This window comes from Caballeronia sp. M1242 (genome assembly GCF_017220215.1).
Classification (GTDB): Bacteria; Pseudomonadota; Gammaproteobacteria; order Burkholderiales; family Burkholderiaceae; genus Caballeronia.
Map to the genome: position 1 here is coordinate 102,357 of NZ_CP071131.1, position 15,741 is coordinate 118,097.

General features: G+C 63.7%; 18 protein-coding genes. 12 read left to right on the forward strand and 6 right to left on the reverse strand.

Annotated elements, in window-relative coordinates:
• The first annotated feature begins 41 nt into the window (after positions 1-41).
• The 7 genes from JYK05_RS19990 to JYK05_RS20020 all read left to right on the forward strand — a co-directional run bounded on the left by JYK05_RS19990 (position 42) and on the right by JYK05_RS20020 (position 5,136).
• Positions 42-326 (forward strand): hypothetical protein, encoded by a 285-nt coding sequence (locus JYK05_RS19990; protein WP_206470264.1) that lies wholly within the window; start codon positions 42-44, stop codon positions 324-326.
• 656 nt (positions 327-982) lie between these two features.
• The gene (locus JYK05_RS19995; RefSeq protein ID WP_206470266.1) at positions 983-1,810 is read left to right on the forward strand and encodes a transporter substrate-binding domain-containing protein; all 828 of its coding nucleotides are present in this window, start codon (positions 983-985) and stop codon (positions 1,808-1,810) included.
• Positions 1,811-1,820: 10 nt separating this feature from the next.
• Positions 1,821-2,468 carry an amino acid ABC transporter permease gene (locus JYK05_RS20000; protein ID WP_206470267.1) on the forward strand — a complete coding sequence of 216 codons (648 nt, stop codon included), beginning with the start codon at positions 1,821-1,823 and terminating at the stop codon, positions 2,466-2,468.
• Between the two features lie 28 nt (positions 2,469-2,496).
• Positions 2,497-3,159, forward strand: coding sequence for an amino acid ABC transporter permease (locus JYK05_RS20005; RefSeq protein WP_206470269.1), 663 nt, complete (start codon positions 2,497-2,499; stop codon positions 3,157-3,159).
• Between the two features lie 16 nt (positions 3,160-3,175).
• Positions 3,176-4,018, forward strand: a complete 843-nt coding sequence (locus tag JYK05_RS20010) for an amino acid ABC transporter ATP-binding protein (RefSeq protein WP_279612502.1) — start codon at positions 3,176-3,178, stop codon at positions 4,016-4,018.
• 185 nt (positions 4,019-4,203) lie between these two features.
• A complete protein-coding gene (locus JYK05_RS20015) occupies positions 4,204-4,935 on the forward strand; it encodes a class II aldolase and adducin N-terminal domain-containing protein (RefSeq protein ID WP_206470270.1) in 732 nt (243 codons plus the stop codon).
• A 48-nt stretch (positions 4,936-4,983) separates the two neighbouring features.
• A complete protein-coding gene (locus JYK05_RS20020; protein WP_206470271.1) occupies positions 4,984-5,136 on the forward strand; it encodes a hypothetical protein in 153 nt (50 codons plus the stop codon).
• A 127-nt stretch (positions 5,137-5,263) separates the two neighbouring features.
• Here the strand turns inward: JYK05_RS20020 and JYK05_RS20025 are convergent, their stop codons facing one another.
• Positions 5,264-5,593, reverse strand: coding sequence for a helix-turn-helix transcriptional regulator (locus JYK05_RS20025; protein ID WP_206470272.1), 330 nt, complete (start codon positions 5,591-5,593; stop codon positions 5,264-5,266).
• Between the two features lie 88 nt (positions 5,594-5,681).
• Between JYK05_RS20025 and JYK05_RS20030 the strand changes: the two genes are divergently transcribed.
• From JYK05_RS20030 to JYK05_RS20050, 5 genes are all read left to right on the forward strand, one after another.
• A complete protein-coding gene (locus tag JYK05_RS20030) occupies positions 5,682-6,779 on the forward strand; it encodes an NADH:flavin oxidoreductase/NADH oxidase (RefSeq protein WP_175943056.1) in 1,098 nt (365 codons plus the stop codon).
• A 1,410-nt stretch (positions 6,780-8,189) separates the two neighbouring features.
• Positions 8,190-9,059 carry a transporter substrate-binding domain-containing protein gene (locus JYK05_RS20035; RefSeq protein ID WP_206470273.1) on the forward strand — a complete coding sequence of 290 codons (870 nt, stop codon included), beginning with the start codon at positions 8,190-8,192 and terminating at the stop codon, positions 9,057-9,059.
• 27 nt (positions 9,060-9,086) lie between these two features.
• A complete protein-coding gene (locus tag JYK05_RS20040; protein ID WP_175943060.1) occupies positions 9,087-9,731 on the forward strand; it encodes an amino acid ABC transporter permease in 645 nt (214 codons plus the stop codon).
• Positions 9,728-10,387: an amino acid ABC transporter permease gene (locus JYK05_RS20045; protein ID WP_175943063.1), complete on the forward strand. Its 660-nt coding sequence runs from the start codon at positions 9,728-9,730 to the stop codon at positions 10,385-10,387. The genes JYK05_RS20040 and JYK05_RS20045 overlap by 4 nt, the downstream gene beginning before the upstream one ends.
• On the forward strand, positions 10,384-11,259 hold the full coding sequence (locus tag JYK05_RS20050) for an amino acid ABC transporter ATP-binding protein (protein WP_241270063.1): 876 nt from the start codon (positions 10,384-10,386) through the stop codon (positions 11,257-11,259). The genes JYK05_RS20045 and JYK05_RS20050 overlap by 4 nt, the downstream gene beginning before the upstream one ends.
• A gap of 72 nt (positions 11,260-11,331) precedes the next feature.
• Here JYK05_RS20050 and JYK05_RS20055 read toward each other — a convergent pair whose 3' ends face one another.
• From JYK05_RS20055 to JYK05_RS20075, 5 genes are all read right to left on the reverse strand, one after another.
• Positions 11,332-12,162, reverse strand: a complete 831-nt coding sequence (locus JYK05_RS20055) for a phytanoyl-CoA dioxygenase family protein (protein ID WP_206470274.1) — start codon at positions 12,160-12,162, stop codon at positions 11,332-11,334.
• 74 nt (positions 12,163-12,236) lie between these two features.
• On the reverse strand, positions 12,237-13,454 hold the full coding sequence (locus JYK05_RS20060) for an amidase (protein WP_206470275.1): 1,218 nt from the start codon (positions 13,452-13,454) through the stop codon (positions 12,237-12,239).
• Positions 13,451-13,840, reverse strand: coding sequence for an oxalurate catabolism protein HpxZ (hpxZ, locus tag JYK05_RS20065; RefSeq protein ID WP_206470276.1), 390 nt, complete (start codon positions 13,838-13,840; stop codon positions 13,451-13,453). The genes JYK05_RS20060 and hpxZ overlap by 4 nt, the downstream gene beginning before the upstream one ends.
• The gene (locus JYK05_RS20070) at positions 13,837-15,033 is read right to left on the reverse strand and encodes a DUF1116 domain-containing protein (protein ID WP_175943071.1); all 1,197 of its coding nucleotides are present in this window, start codon (positions 15,031-15,033) and stop codon (positions 13,837-13,839) included. The genes hpxZ and JYK05_RS20070 overlap by 4 nt, the downstream gene beginning before the upstream one ends.
• A gap of 2 nt (positions 15,034-15,035) precedes the next feature.
• Positions 15,036-15,734: an SRPBCC family protein gene (locus JYK05_RS20075; protein WP_206470277.1), complete on the reverse strand. Its 699-nt coding sequence runs from the start codon at positions 15,732-15,734 to the stop codon at positions 15,036-15,038.
• Between the last annotated feature and the right edge of the window lie 7 nt (positions 15,735-15,741).

The following is a 15,741-nucleotide window of genomic DNA, read 5'->3' on the forward strand; positions in this document are numbered from 1 at the left end:
GAAACGCCGGCCGCCGTCACAGTCCTCCAACGAGTTAAGCGATGTCTGATCTGAGCCTCATCGCCGCGCACGTGAAGAAACATAACGATGCGGCAGCCGCCCGTAAGGTCGTCAAATTGGACGGCTACGATGGCCCCTGGCGCGAGAAGTACATCGCTGGGTGTGCCTTGCGGGTCGATTTCGACTGCATTCCTGCATGCTGCCTGCCTACGCGGACGAACCGACGGCCATTGCAATCCTTCGTGTCGGGGACACTCGACAAGACCGTTGACCCGACATCTTCGTCGCGCTTGCGACAACGAAGACGAACGCCAGGCGCCTGCTGATTCGCGAGACTCTCCGTATACGTGAGCGCTTGGGGCACCCGGAGATGAGGCCCGAACCGACGCGGTTCTTCGGACGACATGAGCAAGAGTGCGCCTCACGAGTGCCTACATTGCGACGACACCGCGACTCGTCGCGGCCTGCTGCCGACTCTTCACATGTGAGAGCGATTACTCCTGGTGGGCGGGTGTTTTCCGTGGAAGTTAGCGCGACAGACGATTAGTTGCGTACCAGCAAAGCATGACTTACTCACTTCCCGTTTGTTTGGCCCCGGCCTGGGCGGTAGCTCGCGAGCCCGTTAACGAAGCGCCGGCCCTACCCAGTGCAGCTCGGACGTGCTGACCGTCCATTCTTCTCGAAGAGAATGCTATCCGGTGAAATCTTGCCCATCCGTCGATCCAATTGGCATTACTTGCTTAGGATAACTACTGTAGCATTCCTTGTGTTCATGTCGAGTAAGCCGTACCCTTGATCGCCCTCGTGGTGCATAGACTCGCCGTGTCAGGGCGTCATGCACATCGATGAGCCGAATATCCGGACGCGCATAGTCAATGGCTTTGCATTACATCGATAAACAATATTTTTCCGAGTTTATCGGCGAGATAAGTTATGTCTCGGCGCTGCACGACGGCGCGAACCATTAGCTCAGGGCACATCGATGAACACCATCAGACACTGGAAACGCTATCTCCTCGCGGTAATGTTCGTCGCGGGCAGCGTGTCCGCACATGCGGACGACCTGCTTTCGCGTGTGAAGAAACAGGGGGAACTGTCAGTCGGCACCGAGATGCAGTTCGCGCCGTTCGACTTCATTGAGAACGGTCAACAGGCCGGCTTCAACAAGGACCTGTTCGCCGCGGTCGGCAAGATCATGGGCGTGAAGGTGCGGTTCATCGATCTGCCGTGGGACAGCGTGTTGCCCGGTCTGGACGCGGGCAAGTTCGACATGGTCGCGGGCCCGCTCACTGTCACAAAGGCGCGCATGGAGCGCTACGCTTTCACTTCGCCTATCGCCGATGCCACCGATGCGCTTCTGAAGCGCGCGAAGGACGCCAGTATCACGAAGAGCGCGGACATCGCGGGCAAGACCGTGGGCGCGCAGAAAAGCAGCGCACAGAACGCACAACTCAAGAGCTACGCCGAGACGCTCAAGCCAGGTGTCACCGTGCGTGAGTACGTCGATAACAATCAGGCCTATGCCGACCTGGCTGCCGGTCGTCTGAACGCGGTCGCCAACTCGCTGACGAACATTGCGTACGTCGCGAAGCAACGCCCGAACGTGTTCGCGGTCGTGCAGCCGGCGTTCGGCTCGGCGGTGTACTTCGCCTATTGCATGCGCAAGGATGCCGACAGTCAGTCGCTCAACGCCGCATTCAACGACGCACTCGCGACGCTCGGCAAAAACGGCGAGCTCGCGAGCTTGCAGAAGAAATGGTTCGGCGTGGCCGTGGATCTGCCCGCGACGATGCCCGCGCCCGCGTACTGAAGCGCGCGACATGTTCAGCATCGAGGCCTTCACGGACGCCCTTCCGCTGCTGCAGCACGCGGCGCTGACGACGCTGGGTGTATCGGCGGCAGGCCTGGTCATCGGCTTCGTCATTGCGCTGGCCGTGTGTGCGGCGAATCTCTCCGCAGCGCACGGGCTCTATGTCGCCGCGGTCGTGTACGTGCGCGTGTTCCGCGGTGTGCCCCTCCTCGTGCAACTGCTGCTCGTGTATTACCTGCTGCCGTTTATCGGCATCAACGCGCCGCCGCTGATCGCGGCCATCAGCGCGGTGTCGTTATGCGCGGCGGCGTATATCGCGGAGATTCTGCGGGGCGGCTTCGCCAGTCTGCCGCCGGGTCAGAACGAAGCTGCCGTCATGCTCGGCTTATCGCCGCTCGACCGACTCGTGCGCATCCAGATTCCGCAGGTCGTGCGCTCGACGCTGCCCTCGCTCGTCAACGAAATGGTGCTGCTCATCAAGGCTTCGTCGCTCATTTCGGTGGTGGGCGTGGCGGAAGTCACGCGCACGGCACAGAACGTCGCCGCCAGCACCTATCAGCCGATGGAAGCCTATGCCGCCGCCGGCCTGATTTATTTCTGCATCTGCGGCGGGCTGGCGCTGGTCGCGCATTCCGCCGAACGGCGTCTCGCAGCCTGACCGCGACATCGACGACAGGATCTCTTCCGTGCCTCATTTCGACCTCTCCGCCATCACGCATAACCTGTCGCAGATAGGCGCGGGGTTCGCGACCACGCTCTGGATGTGGCTCGTCAGCGTGCTGCTGGGCGCGATGCTCGGCTTCGTCGTGGCGCTGGCGCAGCAACTGGGCGGGCGCTTCGTGCGAGCGTTGCTGCGCGTGTATGTGGAGCTGTTTCGCGGCACGCCGTTTCTCGTGCAACTGTTTCTGCTCTACTACGGCGGCCCGTCTTTCGGACTGACGCTCACGCCTGCGATGGCGGGCGTCCTCGCTCTCACACTGTATGGTGGCGCATACTTCGCCGAAGTGTTCCGCGGCGGCTTCGCTTCGGTGCCGAAGGGGCATCTCGAAGCGGCGGCGTGTCTCGGCCTCACTCGCATGCAGGCGGTCTGGCGCATTCAGTTGCCGCAGATGCTGGCGCTGATTCTTCCCGCGCTTTCGAACTTGACCATCGTGCTGAGCAAGGAAACGGCCGTGCTGTCGGTCGTGACCGTGCCCGAGCTGACCTTCGTGCTCACGGGTATCGGCTCCGCGACGTTCGCCTATGTTCAAACGCTGCTCGTGCTAAGCGCCTGCTATCTGCTGCTGGTCGAGCTGGCGACCGGGGCGGGTAACTGGGCCGAAAAGCGCATGACGCGCTTTCTCGCCTGAAGGTATCGAGGAATTCATGACGCTCATCATCGCCGAACCCGCGCCCCTCGTCTCCGGCGCAGCCGTTGACCCGCTGGTCGAAGCGAAGGGCCTGTACAAGCGCTTCGCTTCCACCGACATTCTTCGCGGCATCGATCTGACCATCCGCAAGTCTGAAGTCCTGTGCATCATCGGGCCGTCGGGTTCGGGCAAGAGCACGCTCCTGCGTTGTCTCGCCGGACTCGAGACCTACGATCATGGCGAGGTGCATATCGAAGGCCAATTGCTCGGCTACACCATGCGCGGTGGCAAACGCGTGCGCGCCACCGCAAAGGAGTTGCACCATACTCGGCGCCATGTCGGCATGGTGTTTCAGCAATTCAACCTCTGGCCGCATATGACCGTGCTTGGTAACGTCATGGAAGCGTTGGTGCGGGTACGCGGGTTTCCGAAGGGAAAGGCCGCCGAACAGGCGGGCCGCATGCTGGAGCTGGTCGGTCTGTCGGGCAAGGCGGACGCGTATCCGTCGCGCTTGTCGGGCGGACAGCAGCAGCGCGTCGCGATCGCCCGCGCACTCGCCATGGAACCGCACATCATGCTGTTCGACGAACCCACATCCGCGCTCGATCCTGAACTCGTCGGCGAAGTACTGCAGGTCATGAAACAGCTTGCCCGCGACGGCATGACGATGGCCGTCGTGACGCATGAAATGGGCTTCGCCGCGCAAGTGGCGGATACGGTCGCCTTCATCGATGCAGGTCGTATCACCGTGTCAGGCACGCCGCGACAGGTGTTTCGCGAGTCCAAGAATCCGCGCTTTACACAGTTCCTGCAAAACTACCTGGACCGCAACGCGTTCTGGTCGGGCGACGACGCGTGATGCCGATTGCATAGATTCGCAATGCTTTCTCTCGAACAGGGCAACGTCTGAAACGACACTTAGGTGCAAGTCGCGCCGACGCGCGGGGCACAATCGACCCTCGGGTCGCAGATCGTGCGGTCGCGTGACGGCAAGAGTCAGGCTTCGGCGTGACCGCATTTCCTCTCTTTCAACAAGACACAGCCATGAACACGAATGAGCGTCAGTTGCGCATCGACCTCGCCGCCGCTTTCCGTTGCTTCGCAAAGCTCGGCATGCATGAAGCGGTCGCCAACCATTTCAGCGCGGCGGTGTCGCCGGACGGACGCAAGTTTCTGATGAACCCGAAGTGGGTTCACTTCTCGCGCATTCGGGCAAGCGATCTGCTGCTCCTCGATGCCGAAGACAGCGAAGATCTCGCCGGTCGAGGCGATGTCGATGCCACCGCGTGGGCGATTCATGGGCAAATCCACCGGCGCGCGCCGCATATTCGTGTGGCGATGCATCTGCATCCCGTTCATGCGACTGCCATCGCGTGCCTCGCGGACCCGGAGATCAAGCCTATCGAGCAGAACACGGCGCGTTACTACGGCCGCGTCGCGCTCGACAGCGAATTTGGCGGCATGGCGGACACCGCCGCCGAGGGCGCGCGCCTTCTCGAAGCGCTCGGTGACAAGTCGCGCCTGATGATGGGCAATCACGGCGTCATGGTGACCGCAGCGAGCATCGGCGAGGCGTTCGACGATATGTACACGCTGGAACGCGCTTGCCAGATTCTATGCATCGCATACGGCACGGGCCGGCCGCTGAAGGTGCTGTCGCCGGAAGTGGCCGAAAGAACCGCGCGCGACTGGGAAGGCATCGTTGACTTCTCCCTCGCGCACTTCGAAGAGATGAAGCGTGTTCTGGACAAGGAGGACCCGTCCTATGCGGACTGACATGAATTCACGAGAAGTCACGCTCGATAGCCTGAGCAAGGCGATCGCGTGAGTCCGATCGCCCACGATCCCGATCCTGGTTCTGTTCGGACGGCATACCGCAAGGAACTCAACACGGCCTTCGAAGGTGCGTGTCCGGCGTTGCAGCGACTCAAGGATGAAAAAGCGGTCGGGGCGATATCGGCGGAAATGCATCGCTAAGCATTTGCCCGCACGGTATCACGTTGCCGGAGGCGGTTCAGAAGTTGCCGGAGGATGACCCATGAAACGCATACCGGCGTGGCGCCGCCTGCGCGTGCGGCCATCTTCCACGACCTTCAGTCGACTTTCACGACGCTTCGCTCACTACGCAATTGCTGGCGATCTGCTTGATGACGGCCTCCATCAAGCCGGGAAAGCGGGCATCCAATTCCGCGCGCCGCAATGAATTTTGATGCACGGTGCCGGCAACGCGCGTGCGCACCAGGCCCGCTTCGCGGAGGATCCGAAAATGATGCGAGACACTTGACTTCGGTCGACCCCCGTCCAGCTCGCCACAGGTCGCCTCGTCTACCGTCGATAGTCGACGAACGATCTCAAGGCGCACCGGGTCGCTAAGAGCGTGGAAGAGCCGCCCGAGCGTGAAGTCCTCGGCGACAGGATGGGTATAGGTGCGCATTGTGCAGGTGGAAGTAGCTTCTGCCATACTCGCTAGTTCGATATTCATCGAAATAACGTACAAGCCTCATGAACGGGAGTTTAGCCTGATGTCCGCATTATTTCAGCCCTACAAGCTCAAAGATGTTTCGTTACGCAACCGCATTGCCATTCCACCGATGTGTCAGTACACGGCCGAGGACGGTTTGATCAACGACTGGCACCGTGTGCACCTGGCCGGTCTGGCACGCGGCGGTGCAGGGTTGGTGATCGTCGAGGCAACGGCCGTGTCGCCCGAGGGTCGGATTACACCAGGCTGCGCGGGCATCTGGACCGACGAGCAGGCGCAGGCTTTCGCGCCCGTGGTCGCATCGATCAAGGCGGCGGGCGCGGTGCCGGGCATTCAGATCGGTCACGCGGGCCGCAAAGCCAGCGCGAACAGACCGTGGGAAGGCGACGATCATATCGCCGACAGCGATCCGCGAGGCTGGGCAACGCTCGCGCCCTCGGCGATCCCCTTCGGCGGCGGTCTGTCGAAAGTACCCAAAGCGATGACGCTCGACGACATCGCGCGCGTTCGCGAAGATTTCGTCGCCGCCGCGAAGCGAGCGCGCGACGCGGGCTTCGAATGGCTTGAGTTGCACTTCGCGCACGGCTACCTTGGCCAAAGCTTCTTTTCCACGCACTCCAATCAACGCGACGACGCGTACGGCGGCAGCCTCGAGAACCGCAGCCGCTTTCTGCTTGAAACGCTGGCCGCCGTACGCAAGGTGTGGCCGGAGCACCTGCCATTGACGGCGCGCTTCGGCGTGATCGAGTACGACGGCCGCGACGAAGAAACGCTCGTCGAGTCGATCGAACTGGCGAAGAATTTCAAGCGCGAGGGACTGGACATGCTAAGCGTCAGCGTGGGCTTTTCCACGCCGACCGCAGCCATTCCATGGGCTCCGGCGTTTCTCGCGCCGATCGCGGAGCGCGTGCGCCGCGAGGCCGGCATTCCGGTTTCGTCGGCATGGGGCATCGATACGCCCGAACTGGCGGACCGTTCGGTGAAGAACGGGCAGCTGGATCTAGTGATGGTTGGTCGCGCGCACTTGGCCGATCCGCACTGGCCGTACTATGCGGCGAAGAAGCTGGGTATCGAGCGTCCGTCGTGGACGCTGCCGGCACCGTACGCGCATTGGCTCGAACGCTATGCGGTTGCGTGAGTTTGCGCGTCGGTTCTCGTTTGTCGTGATGTGCTGACGTACTGATGTGTCGTTTGCCTAGAGCTTGATGCGTCGGGGCAGACGGCACGTTGGCTCTGCTTCCTCGTGCGCCAGACACCGCGTGTGGCGACACGCTGGAAGCGACTCGGAGGTTGATTCGCAGGCGCCAATCTGGAGCGCGGCATTCTTAGAGCGCGTTAAGATGCCGCCATCCGATACCCCCAAGGTAACGGGTGCATCCAGTCATAGAAGCCGGCAGCGCAAGGGACCCCTCGCCGCCTCCCCTAATTGGACCGCCGACGCTCAATCCGATCCTACTATTGGATACATGCGCTAAACCAGAAACATAGGCTATGCAGCGCCTGAGTCAGTCCGCTACGCAGTTGCAGATCGGGGAGGAAGCCGGTGCATTTGCCGGGCTCGCTGATGCGGTTAGCGATGCCTCTCGGAAGCGAAGGCATCGACAATAAACAGTTGTGATTCCCAGCCGGCAGCTAGCTTCCCTCTCTCGACCGGTGCTGCCGCCTAATTTCTTTGATATAGCCCTGCCTTATGCGCAGGCGGGCGCCACTACCGGCCGAGCAGCATGGCCTTCCATTTCAAGTCGTCGGAAGTGGATTTGCGCAGGCAGTCTACGCGCCAAAACGGCATCGGAACGCCGAAGTCTGTCGCGCCGCGATCGTGAAGATAGATCTATCGCGTCACGCACCCGCATCCAAGACTGTCGCGCGAACGGCCCACTCGAAAGTACGTTCCCCAAACTCCTCGGAATCGTGAACGCGTCGATTCGACTCGTGAGAACTTCGGCGCCCGCCGAGTTGTAGCCGAAAGAGGCCGTACGCGATCTATGTAGTACTACATACGATCTTCTCTTTCGCCTTAGCAGCTGCTGTCAAAGCCCTGGTCGTTACGGGCGGCACTTCGCCGATCATTATCGCCCCCACCACCCGCTTCCCGCGGTATCGACCAATGTACCCCGCAACTTTCGCTGCCCCGTGTGGCGTGACTGTACGGAGTGGCTGCAGCCGCGTCGCGCGCATCTTGCATGGCGGCGGGTTTATCGCCGTCGGTGTCTATTGCTGCTGCCCTGGAGGTCCGGGATCGGAGCCCAATTCATGCATCGCCGAACTAGCCGCTGCTTGTGCGCGCCATGTCGCAACTCGGTGCGCTCATGCACGATGGAGAGGCTGTTTCTGCATCCGTGGTGCACCACATATTTATTTGCTTCGGCGCTTTATGGATGGAACGTCCACTCCAAGCGTACTGCGCCGCCTTAGATCGTTGGCATACCACTTGCATATTCCGAGACGGCTTTCTCAGTTCACGAACGAATCGTCTCTTTGACGGTCGCCATCCAGCAACCGCGCATGCGTTGAACCTGCGCGTCAATCAATCACCAAAGGGGCAATTATGTTAGTTCGTCTTACCCGTCGCGATGCTGGTCAATCCAAACACCGCTTTGCCGTCACGCTCCTTCGCTCGTGCGCGCTCATGGTCGTCGCTACGGTCGGCCTGAGTCAGGCGGCTCATGCAGCCGGCGCCAAAGACATCAAGGCGCGCGGTTATCTGAGCGTTGCGACCGAAGACGACTACAACCCATTCGAGTTCGTCGAGAACGGCAAGAACACGGGGTACGACAACGACCTGCTCGCGCTGATGCGCAAGAAGCTCGGCGTCGATGTAAAGCAACAGGTGATGCCGTGGTCCGGCATTCTGCCCGGCGTCACGACGGGCAAGTACGACATGGCATTGAGCGCGGTGCTCGTCACCGAAGAGCGCAAGAAGAACTTCGACTTCGCGTCGCCGACCTGTGAGGCCGTCACCATGTACGCGACGAAGAAGGGATCTTCCATCAAGACCACGGACGATCTCGTCGGCAAGGTGGTGGGTGCGGAAACGGGTAGCGCGATGCTCGCAGACCTCAAGCAGTTCAACGAGGAGCTGAAGAAGAAGCACGGCGGCAACGGCCTCAAGCAGATCGTCGAATATCAGTCGTATCCGGAGGCCTATCAGGATCTCGGGCTCGGCCGCGTCGATGCCGTCGCCAATACGCAGATCAGCCTGAATTCGCTGGTGAAGACACGCCCGGACGTCTTCGTCGTCGGCCAGGCAATCGGCAAGCCTACGTACATCGCGTGGGCCGTGAAGAAGGGCAACACTGACGTCGTGAAGATGGTCGATGCCGCGCTGCTCGAACTGCGCAAAAGCGGCGAGATGTACCAGCTCCAGCAAAAGTGGCTCGGTGCGAGCTACAAGGACATGCCGCAGTCGGTCAACTGACCTTTACGCCTCTACCAACTCCCATCGATGAACGCCTTCGATTACTGGAGCATCGCGCAGGGCGCGCTGGCGACCGTGCTTCTTTCGGTCGCCAGCATCGTGCTCGGCGTGCCGCTGGGGCTCGGACTTGCGTTGATTCGCTGGGCGCGCGTGCCGTATCTCAACCGCATCGCGCTCGCGTACGTGAGCCTCATCCGCTCGTGTCCTGCCGTCACGCTGACGTTGCTGATTTTCTTCGCGCTGCCGCAGTTCGGCATCTCCCTGGACCCGACGCCCGCCGCGATCCTCGCACTCACCATCAGCACGGCAGCGTTCAATTGCGAAATCTGGCGCGCTGCGCTGATGAACTTTCCGCGAGATCAGTACGACGCCGCCCTCGCCTTCGCCATGCCGCGCAGCCTGCGGTTCCGGCGCATCGTGATGCCGCAGATCTGGCGCGCAAGCCTTCCGGGTCTCGTCAACGAAATGACCTTGCAGATCAAGTCGACGCCCGCGGTCGCGGTCATCGGCATCGTCGAGATCACGCGCGCCGCCCTGCGTGTGGGCGCGCGCACCTATGATCCGCTGCCGCCGTTCGTGTTCGCGCTGGTGCTGTACGGGCTGATCGTGTTCGTGCTGATCCGGGCGCAGCGTCTGATCGAGAGACGTCAGCCCGTGGAGGCGCGCGCATGACCGAACATTTTCTGATCGTCTGGCAGCAGCGCGCGGACGTGCTTGCGGGCCTGCTCGACACGCTCGGACTGCTGGCCGTCGCCGCGATCGCTTCGCTCCTGCTGGGCGCACTGCTCGCGCCCGCGCTCATGTCGAAGCGCCCGGCCATCGCGCGGCTCGCCATGCTCTATGTCGATGCCATGCGTTGCGCGCCTTTTCTGCTCTTCGTTTATCTGATCTATTTCGGTCTGCCGACCGCTGGCATTCGTCTGTCGAACTGGTGGGCGGGCGCCATCGCGCTGATTCTCTATAACACCGCCTACATGGCCGAACTGTTGCGCGGCGCGTGGGCCGGGCTGCCCGTGCCGATGATCGAAGCCGCGCGCGCCTACGGCTTTCACGGCTTCGGTCTCGTTCGCCGCATCATTCTCCCGCAGGTCTTCACCGTCGCTTTGCCGATGATCGGAAATCAGCTCGTGCAGATCGTGAAAGACAGCGCGTTCCTCACGGTGATCGCGGTCGGCGAACTGACGCATCAGATGAACGGCATTCAGGCTACCTATTTCATCCCGTTTGCCGCGTTCATCACGGCCGTGCTGCTGTACTGGGCCATTTGCCTCGTGATCGAAGGCGGCAGCGGATTATTGTCGAGATTCGCCGAGGAACGCAGAGCATGAACATTTCCAACGACGTCCCGCTCACGGCCATGCGCGCACCCGACGCGGCAAAAAGCTCGAGCGGCCTCGCATACGGCGCGGCGAGCGAGACGGCGCAGACGGTCCTGCAACTCAACGGCATTTCGAAGTCATTCGGCGACAACCACGTGCTGCGCGATGTCTCGCTCACCGTGCACAAGGGCGAGACCGTATGCCTGCTGGGACCATCGGGTTGCGGGAAGTCCACTCTCCTACGCTGCGTGAACTGGCTGGAGATTCCGGATGCCGGCACCATCCACGTATCGGGTCGGCGCATGGGCGTGCGCGAGGGCTCGTCGATCAAGATGAACGATGCCGAACTCGCGCGTTCGCGGGCACGCATCGGCATGGTGTTTCAGCACTTCGCACTATGGCCGCATCTGACGGTGCTGCAGAACGTCATGGAAGCGCCGCTCCACGTGCTCGGACGTCCGCGCGACGAAGTGCGGGCGGACGCCGAGCGCCTACTGGAACGTGTCGGCCTCGCTGCCAAGCTGGATGCCTTCCCCTCGCGGCTGTCGGGCGGTCAGAAGCAGCGTGTGGGCATCGCGCGGGCACTGGCAATGAAACCGGACATCCTGCTTTTCGACGAACCCACCAGCGCGCTCGACCCGATGCTCGTCGGCGAAGTGCTGAACGTGATGCGCTCGCTCGCGCAGGAAGGCGCGACCATGGTGATCGTCACGCACGAGATGGAATTCGCGCGGCAAGTGGCAAGCCGCGTCGTTTTCATGGACGCCGGACAGGTGATCGAGAGCGCACCGCCCGCGCAATTCTTCGGCACACCGCAGACCTCGCGCGCGCGGCAGTTCCTGGCGCGCTTTCGCTCGCCGCATCAGGCGGCCGACGACTGAAGCGCATCCCCGAACGCGCCTGGGCTTCACGCTCGCGGCGGCGTGCACACGCCGCCGCGAGCGTGAACCGACTCACTGCGGCGCGACCATGTCCGCGGCCTGCTTCACTTCGCCGTCCTTGTACTTGCCCCACGTTTGCGCCAGTTCGCTCATCGAGCGCGGATCGCAATCGTATTCGGGCAAGGTGTCGGCATCCCAGTGACCGAAGCGATCGACACCGCGTACGAGCGTCGCGCGGCGGCGGCCAGTCGTGGATCGCACGTGCGCCGGCACGTAGAAGAACGCGAAGCCGATGCGCCGGTCATCCGAGCGATTCGGCAGCGAACTATGCGCGGTGCGTTCGTGATGCATCGAGAATTCGCCCGGCTGGAGCGGCATCTCGACGGCCAGGTCTTCGTCGATACCGACGAGCGTCTGGCCTTTTGCGAGCATGTTGTCTTTCGCGTAGGTCTCGACGTGCTTCAGGTCGGGTCCGCTGTGCGAGCCGGGCAGCACACGCAGCACGCCGTTGACCGAATTGGCCGGTGTGAGCGCGACCCACACCGTGACTTCTTCGTGCGGCGTCAGCCCGAAGTACGTTGAATCCTGATGCCACGACACATAGCGCGGATCGCCACCGTTCTTTGCGAAGATGGACGCGCCGAACAGCATGATGTCCGGTCCGATGAGGTCCTCGACCGCATCGAGAATGGCCGGATGACGCCCCAACTCGACAATTGCCGGCAAAGCCAGATGGCCTTTGATCTTCAGCGTCTTGTTGACGTCCTCCCCGGTGGACGCCTCATACCGTTCGATGATGCGGCGATACTCCGCCGCCTCTTGCGCGTCGATCGCGCGCATCGGATAGACATAGCCGTGCTGCTTGAAGTGGGCGACCTGCGCTTCGGTCAGATGCTTCGTCATGGACGTTCCTTTGAGTGGGCTTTGTTCGGAAAGACGCCTGCTCGTCCGGCAGCGGGTCGCGCCCGCGCCGACGCTTACTGCATGACTTCGTGCATCGCGCGCGCGACGCGCAGCACGCCTTCGTCCGCGCCGCGCGCGCCGATCACGGAAAGGCCGACAGGCGCGCCGTCGATGGGTGCCCACGGCATGCTCACTTGCGGCAGGCCCGCGAGACCCGCGACGCACAGCATCTGCTGCGCACGCGCGCGCGCGTGATCGACCGCTTGCGCAGATGCATCGGCGCGCGGCGCGCCGCCCGGCACGGTCGGAATGAGCCAGTAGATGCCTTGCGGCAGGGCTTCGGCCATTGCGCGGATAGCTTCGGCGCGAACGCGCTGCGCCTGCGCGGTCTGCTCGCGCGTGATGGTCAGGCTCATCGCGAAGCGCGCGCCGACGTCCGCGCCGAAGCTCGCGGCATGATCGCGCGCCCACGCGCCGTATCGCTGGGCGATTTCCGCCGCCTGCAACACGCGGAAAGCCTGCGCCCAGTCCGCGAGCGACGCCTCCGGCGCGACGACACTCACGCGCTCGCCGAGCGACTTCATCGTTGCCTCGATAGCCGCCTCGAAGCGGGCCGCGACGGGTACATCGGCGCAGGCGAGCAGATTGCGCGGAACGTGCACGGAGAAGGCATCGTCATCCGCCGCGACGACGCTTTGCGCCAGCACCTCGAACATGAGCGCGAGCGTGCGGTGGTCTCGCGCGAACCAGCCGACCGTGTCGAAGCTGTGGGCGAGCGTCAGACATCCGTCCGTGGCGATACGGCCATGCGTGGGCCGCATGCCCCATACGCCGCAATAACTCGCCGGCAGCCGCACGGAGCCGCCGCAATCGGTACCGAGCGCAATGTCCGCATGACCCGCCGCGACCGCCACGACAGAACCCGATGACGATCCGCCCGGAATCCGCGCCGGATCGGCGGGATTGACTGGCGTGCCATAGTGCGCGTTGACGCCAGCGAGGCTGTAGGTCAGTTCATCCGTGACGGTCTTGCCGACCCATTGCGCGCCTTGTTCGAGAAGCACGCGAACGGCAAGCGCGGTGCGTGCGGCGACCGGCTGCTGTTCGCGCCACACGGGATTGCCGCTGCCCGTTCGCAAGCCGGCAATATCGAACACGTCCTTCACCGCGAGGCGCAGTGTCGCCAGTCTGTCGCCGGTGCGCGAGGGCTGCGCGGCCGACGGCAGCGAATCGAAGCCATCGGCGACGAACGCTCCGTGCAGGCCCGCTTGCAGCAAATCGTTGCTCGTCATGACGGGTCCATCCAGCTGACATGAGCGGCGACGACGCGCCACCGGCCGTCGATGCGCACCCACGTCTGCGACTGACGCCCGATGCGCGGTTCGCCCGCGCGCGAGAACGTGATGTTCGCCACGGCAAAGTCCGCACCGAAGGTCGTCACCGACCGGTCGACGATCGTGCGCATCAGCCCCTTGGCCGGGCGCTGCGCCCGAAATTCGCGGATGGCGTCGTAGCCTTGCAGGTTTTCGGTCGCGCCGTAGCGCAGCGTCTGCGGACTCATCCAGAAAAGCGTGTCGAGAACGGCGACGTCGTTGGTCGTGAGCGCGCGCTCGTATTCATCGAAGGCGGCTTCGACCGCCGCGAGGGTGGCCGGATGATTGATCGGTTGCGCGCTCATGGGGTCTCGGCGGAAAGGGTTTGCAAAGCACGCGCGAAGAGCTCGGGCGGCGCTGCATAGAGGCCGCGTCCGAGCAGTCCCGCTCGCCCGTCGCCGCCGATCATCGCGATGGCGGCGAGCGGCGCGATCCCTTCGCGCTCGACGCGCGCCGCGTCGAGCACGCCGGGCAGCCGCCCGAATGCGGGGTGCGATTCCGTATGAACGCGCGCCTGCCGATCGCGCCAGCCGGCGGGCAGAAATGGCTCGAAGGCCTGCGCCGGCTCCGGGGCGAACGCGAGCGCCTGAGCGCCGAAACCGGCCGCGTCGATGACGCCGCTGTCGCCGGTCAGCGGCGCGGCGTGCGCGGCCTGTCGCGGATCGATGCGCGGTCCTTTCGGCGCGTGTGCAGCCGCGGTGATCCAGCGTGAGGGCGCGCCCGCAAGCCGGATGCCGACGCGCTCGCCGTTGCCCGCGAGCGCAACGACGAGCGTCGACGAAGCGTCGCCCGGACTCGCCGCCGAAAGCATGAGCGCGCACGCGGCCATCCATAGCGTCAGGAAGAAGAGCGGCGTCTGCGCCAGCATGGCGTCGATTTCGGCGGATGCATCGGTAAGGCGGCTAGCAAGCGCAGCACGCAGCGCGGCGGTTGCGGCCGTGGTGCGCGCATGCAGGTCGTCGCCGTCATGCAGACCTGTCTGCGCCAGGGCGAGCAAATCGAGCGGTCCGCGAGCGAGGGCGTCATCGAGCGCGGGCGCGAGCACCTCGTCCCGCCACTTCATGCGATCGAGAATGCGCAAGTCGCGGGTTCCGAAGCGGATCTGCGGACCGGCGCCGCTGCCTAGCAGGGACCACGCGCGTGCGGCGGGATCGATCTCATCGCTCACTTCCACGAGCGTCGTATGCGGCGAGATCACCGCCGCGAGCGGCGTCACCACGCCGTACGACTGCGCGCTTTCGAGCCGCACTTCGCCCTGCGCGATCAGCCGCTCGGCGTGCGCTTCGTCCATCGCCCAGCCTTCATAGAGACAGCAAAGGATGGCCGACGAGCGCACGGGCGGCGACGGCTCGCGCGGATTCCCGAACGGCGGCCCCGCGTGAAGCAGGGTGAAGTCCGGCAGACACACGGCGTCGCGCGCCGCCACGACCGCACGCCATTGCGGACGCACCGCGTGAATTCGGCTCAACGCGCGTGCGTTGGCATCGTCGGCGCGCATGGTCAGCGGGCCGCGAAGCTGAACAGTCCGCGCAGGCGCGACCACAGCATCTTCCAGAACAGATTGCCGACGTCGAGCGGCGCGTTCGCCGGTCTCACCGCGTTGGCCGATGCCGGACGCTCAGCGGGACGCTCAGCCGGACGCGCTTCCAGGGGCGCTTGCGCAGCGGCCGCAATGTGCTCCGCCGGCGCGACGGGTGCCTCAGCTTCCTGCACCACGGCCTGCACCGGCGCGCTGTCGGATGCCGCGCCCGCCTCGTCGAGCTTCGCCTTCAGATTGGCCGCGAACGCTTCGGTCATGCGCGTCGCCAGCTCCTTCACGATGCCGCCACGCGAAAACTGCGCGAGGCTCCCGCCGATCGTGTAGTCCACTTTCACGTCGACACGCGTCTCGTTTGCCGCCGTGGCCTCGAGTGCGAACGACGCTACGCCCTTCACGCGCGACGAACTCTTGCGGTCCACGCCCGTTCCGGTAATGCTGCCGCGATACTGCGCATCGTCGAGCTTCATCTCGCCGTCGCCCGCGAAAGACGCGACGATCGGGCCGAGCTTGACGGTCATCGCGAGCTTGAGCATGCCGTTGTCGACCGGCGCCGTGAGCGACGCGCCCGGCAGGCACGCGACAATCTCCGGCGTGTCGTGAAAGCGCGCCCAGACGGCATCCCGCGGATACGGGACGGTGAAGCTTTGTTCGATTTCCATTGCGTAC

What these genes read in the sequence shown, in the direction of transcription:
- JYK05_RS20000 (WP_206470267.1), top strand. Translation starts at nt 1,821, where the DNA reads ATGTTCAGCATCGAGGCCTTCACGGACGCCCTTCCGCTGCTGCAGCAC.
- hpxZ (WP_206470276.1), bottom strand. Translation starts at nt 13,840, where the DNA reads ATGAGCGCGCAACCGATCAATCATCCGGCCACCCTCGCGGCGGTCGAA.
- JYK05_RS20030 (WP_175943056.1), top strand. Translation starts at nt 5,682, where the DNA reads ATGTCCGCATTATTTCAGCCCTACAAGCTCAAAGATGTTTCGTTACGC.
- JYK05_RS20010 (WP_279612502.1), top strand. Translation starts at nt 3,176, where the DNA reads ATGACGCTCATCATCGCCGAACCCGCGCCCCTCGTCTCCGGCGCAGCC.
- JYK05_RS20055 (WP_206470274.1), bottom strand. Translation starts at nt 12,162, where the DNA reads ATGACGAAGCATCTGACCGAAGCGCAGGTCGCCCACTTCAAGCAGCAC.
- JYK05_RS20015 (WP_206470270.1), top strand. Translation starts at nt 4,204, where the DNA reads ATGAACACGAATGAGCGTCAGTTGCGCATCGACCTCGCCGCCGCTTTC.
- JYK05_RS20070 (WP_175943071.1), bottom strand. Translation starts at nt 15,033, where the DNA reads ATGCGCGCCGACGATGCCAACGCACGCGCGTTGAGCCGAATTCACGCG.
- JYK05_RS20075 (WP_206470277.1), bottom strand. Translation starts at nt 15,734, where the DNA reads ATGGAAATCGAACAAAGCTTCACCGTCCCGTATCCGCGGGATGCCGTC.
- JYK05_RS19990 (WP_206470264.1), top strand. Translation starts at nt 42, where the DNA reads ATGTCTGATCTGAGCCTCATCGCCGCGCACGTGAAGAAACATAACGAT.
- JYK05_RS20060 (WP_206470275.1), bottom strand. Translation starts at nt 13,454, where the DNA reads ATGACGAGCAACGATTTGCTGCAAGCGGGCCTGCACGGAGCGTTCGTC.
- JYK05_RS20025 (WP_206470272.1), bottom strand. Translation starts at nt 5,593, where the DNA reads ATGCGCACCTATACCCATCCTGTCGCCGAGGACTTCACGCTCGGGCGG.
- JYK05_RS20035 (WP_206470273.1), top strand. Translation starts at nt 8,190, where the DNA reads ATGTTAGTTCGTCTTACCCGTCGCGATGCTGGTCAATCCAAACACCGC.
- JYK05_RS20040 (WP_175943060.1), top strand. Translation starts at nt 9,087, where the DNA reads ATGAACGCCTTCGATTACTGGAGCATCGCGCAGGGCGCGCTGGCGACC.
- JYK05_RS20050 (WP_241270063.1), top strand. Translation starts at nt 10,384, where the DNA reads ATGAACATTTCCAACGACGTCCCGCTCACGGCCATGCGCGCACCCGAC.
- JYK05_RS19995 (WP_206470266.1), top strand. Translation starts at nt 983, where the DNA reads ATGAACACCATCAGACACTGGAAACGCTATCTCCTCGCGGTAATGTTC.
- JYK05_RS20045 (WP_175943063.1), top strand. Translation starts at nt 9,728, where the DNA reads ATGACCGAACATTTTCTGATCGTCTGGCAGCAGCGCGCGGACGTGCTT.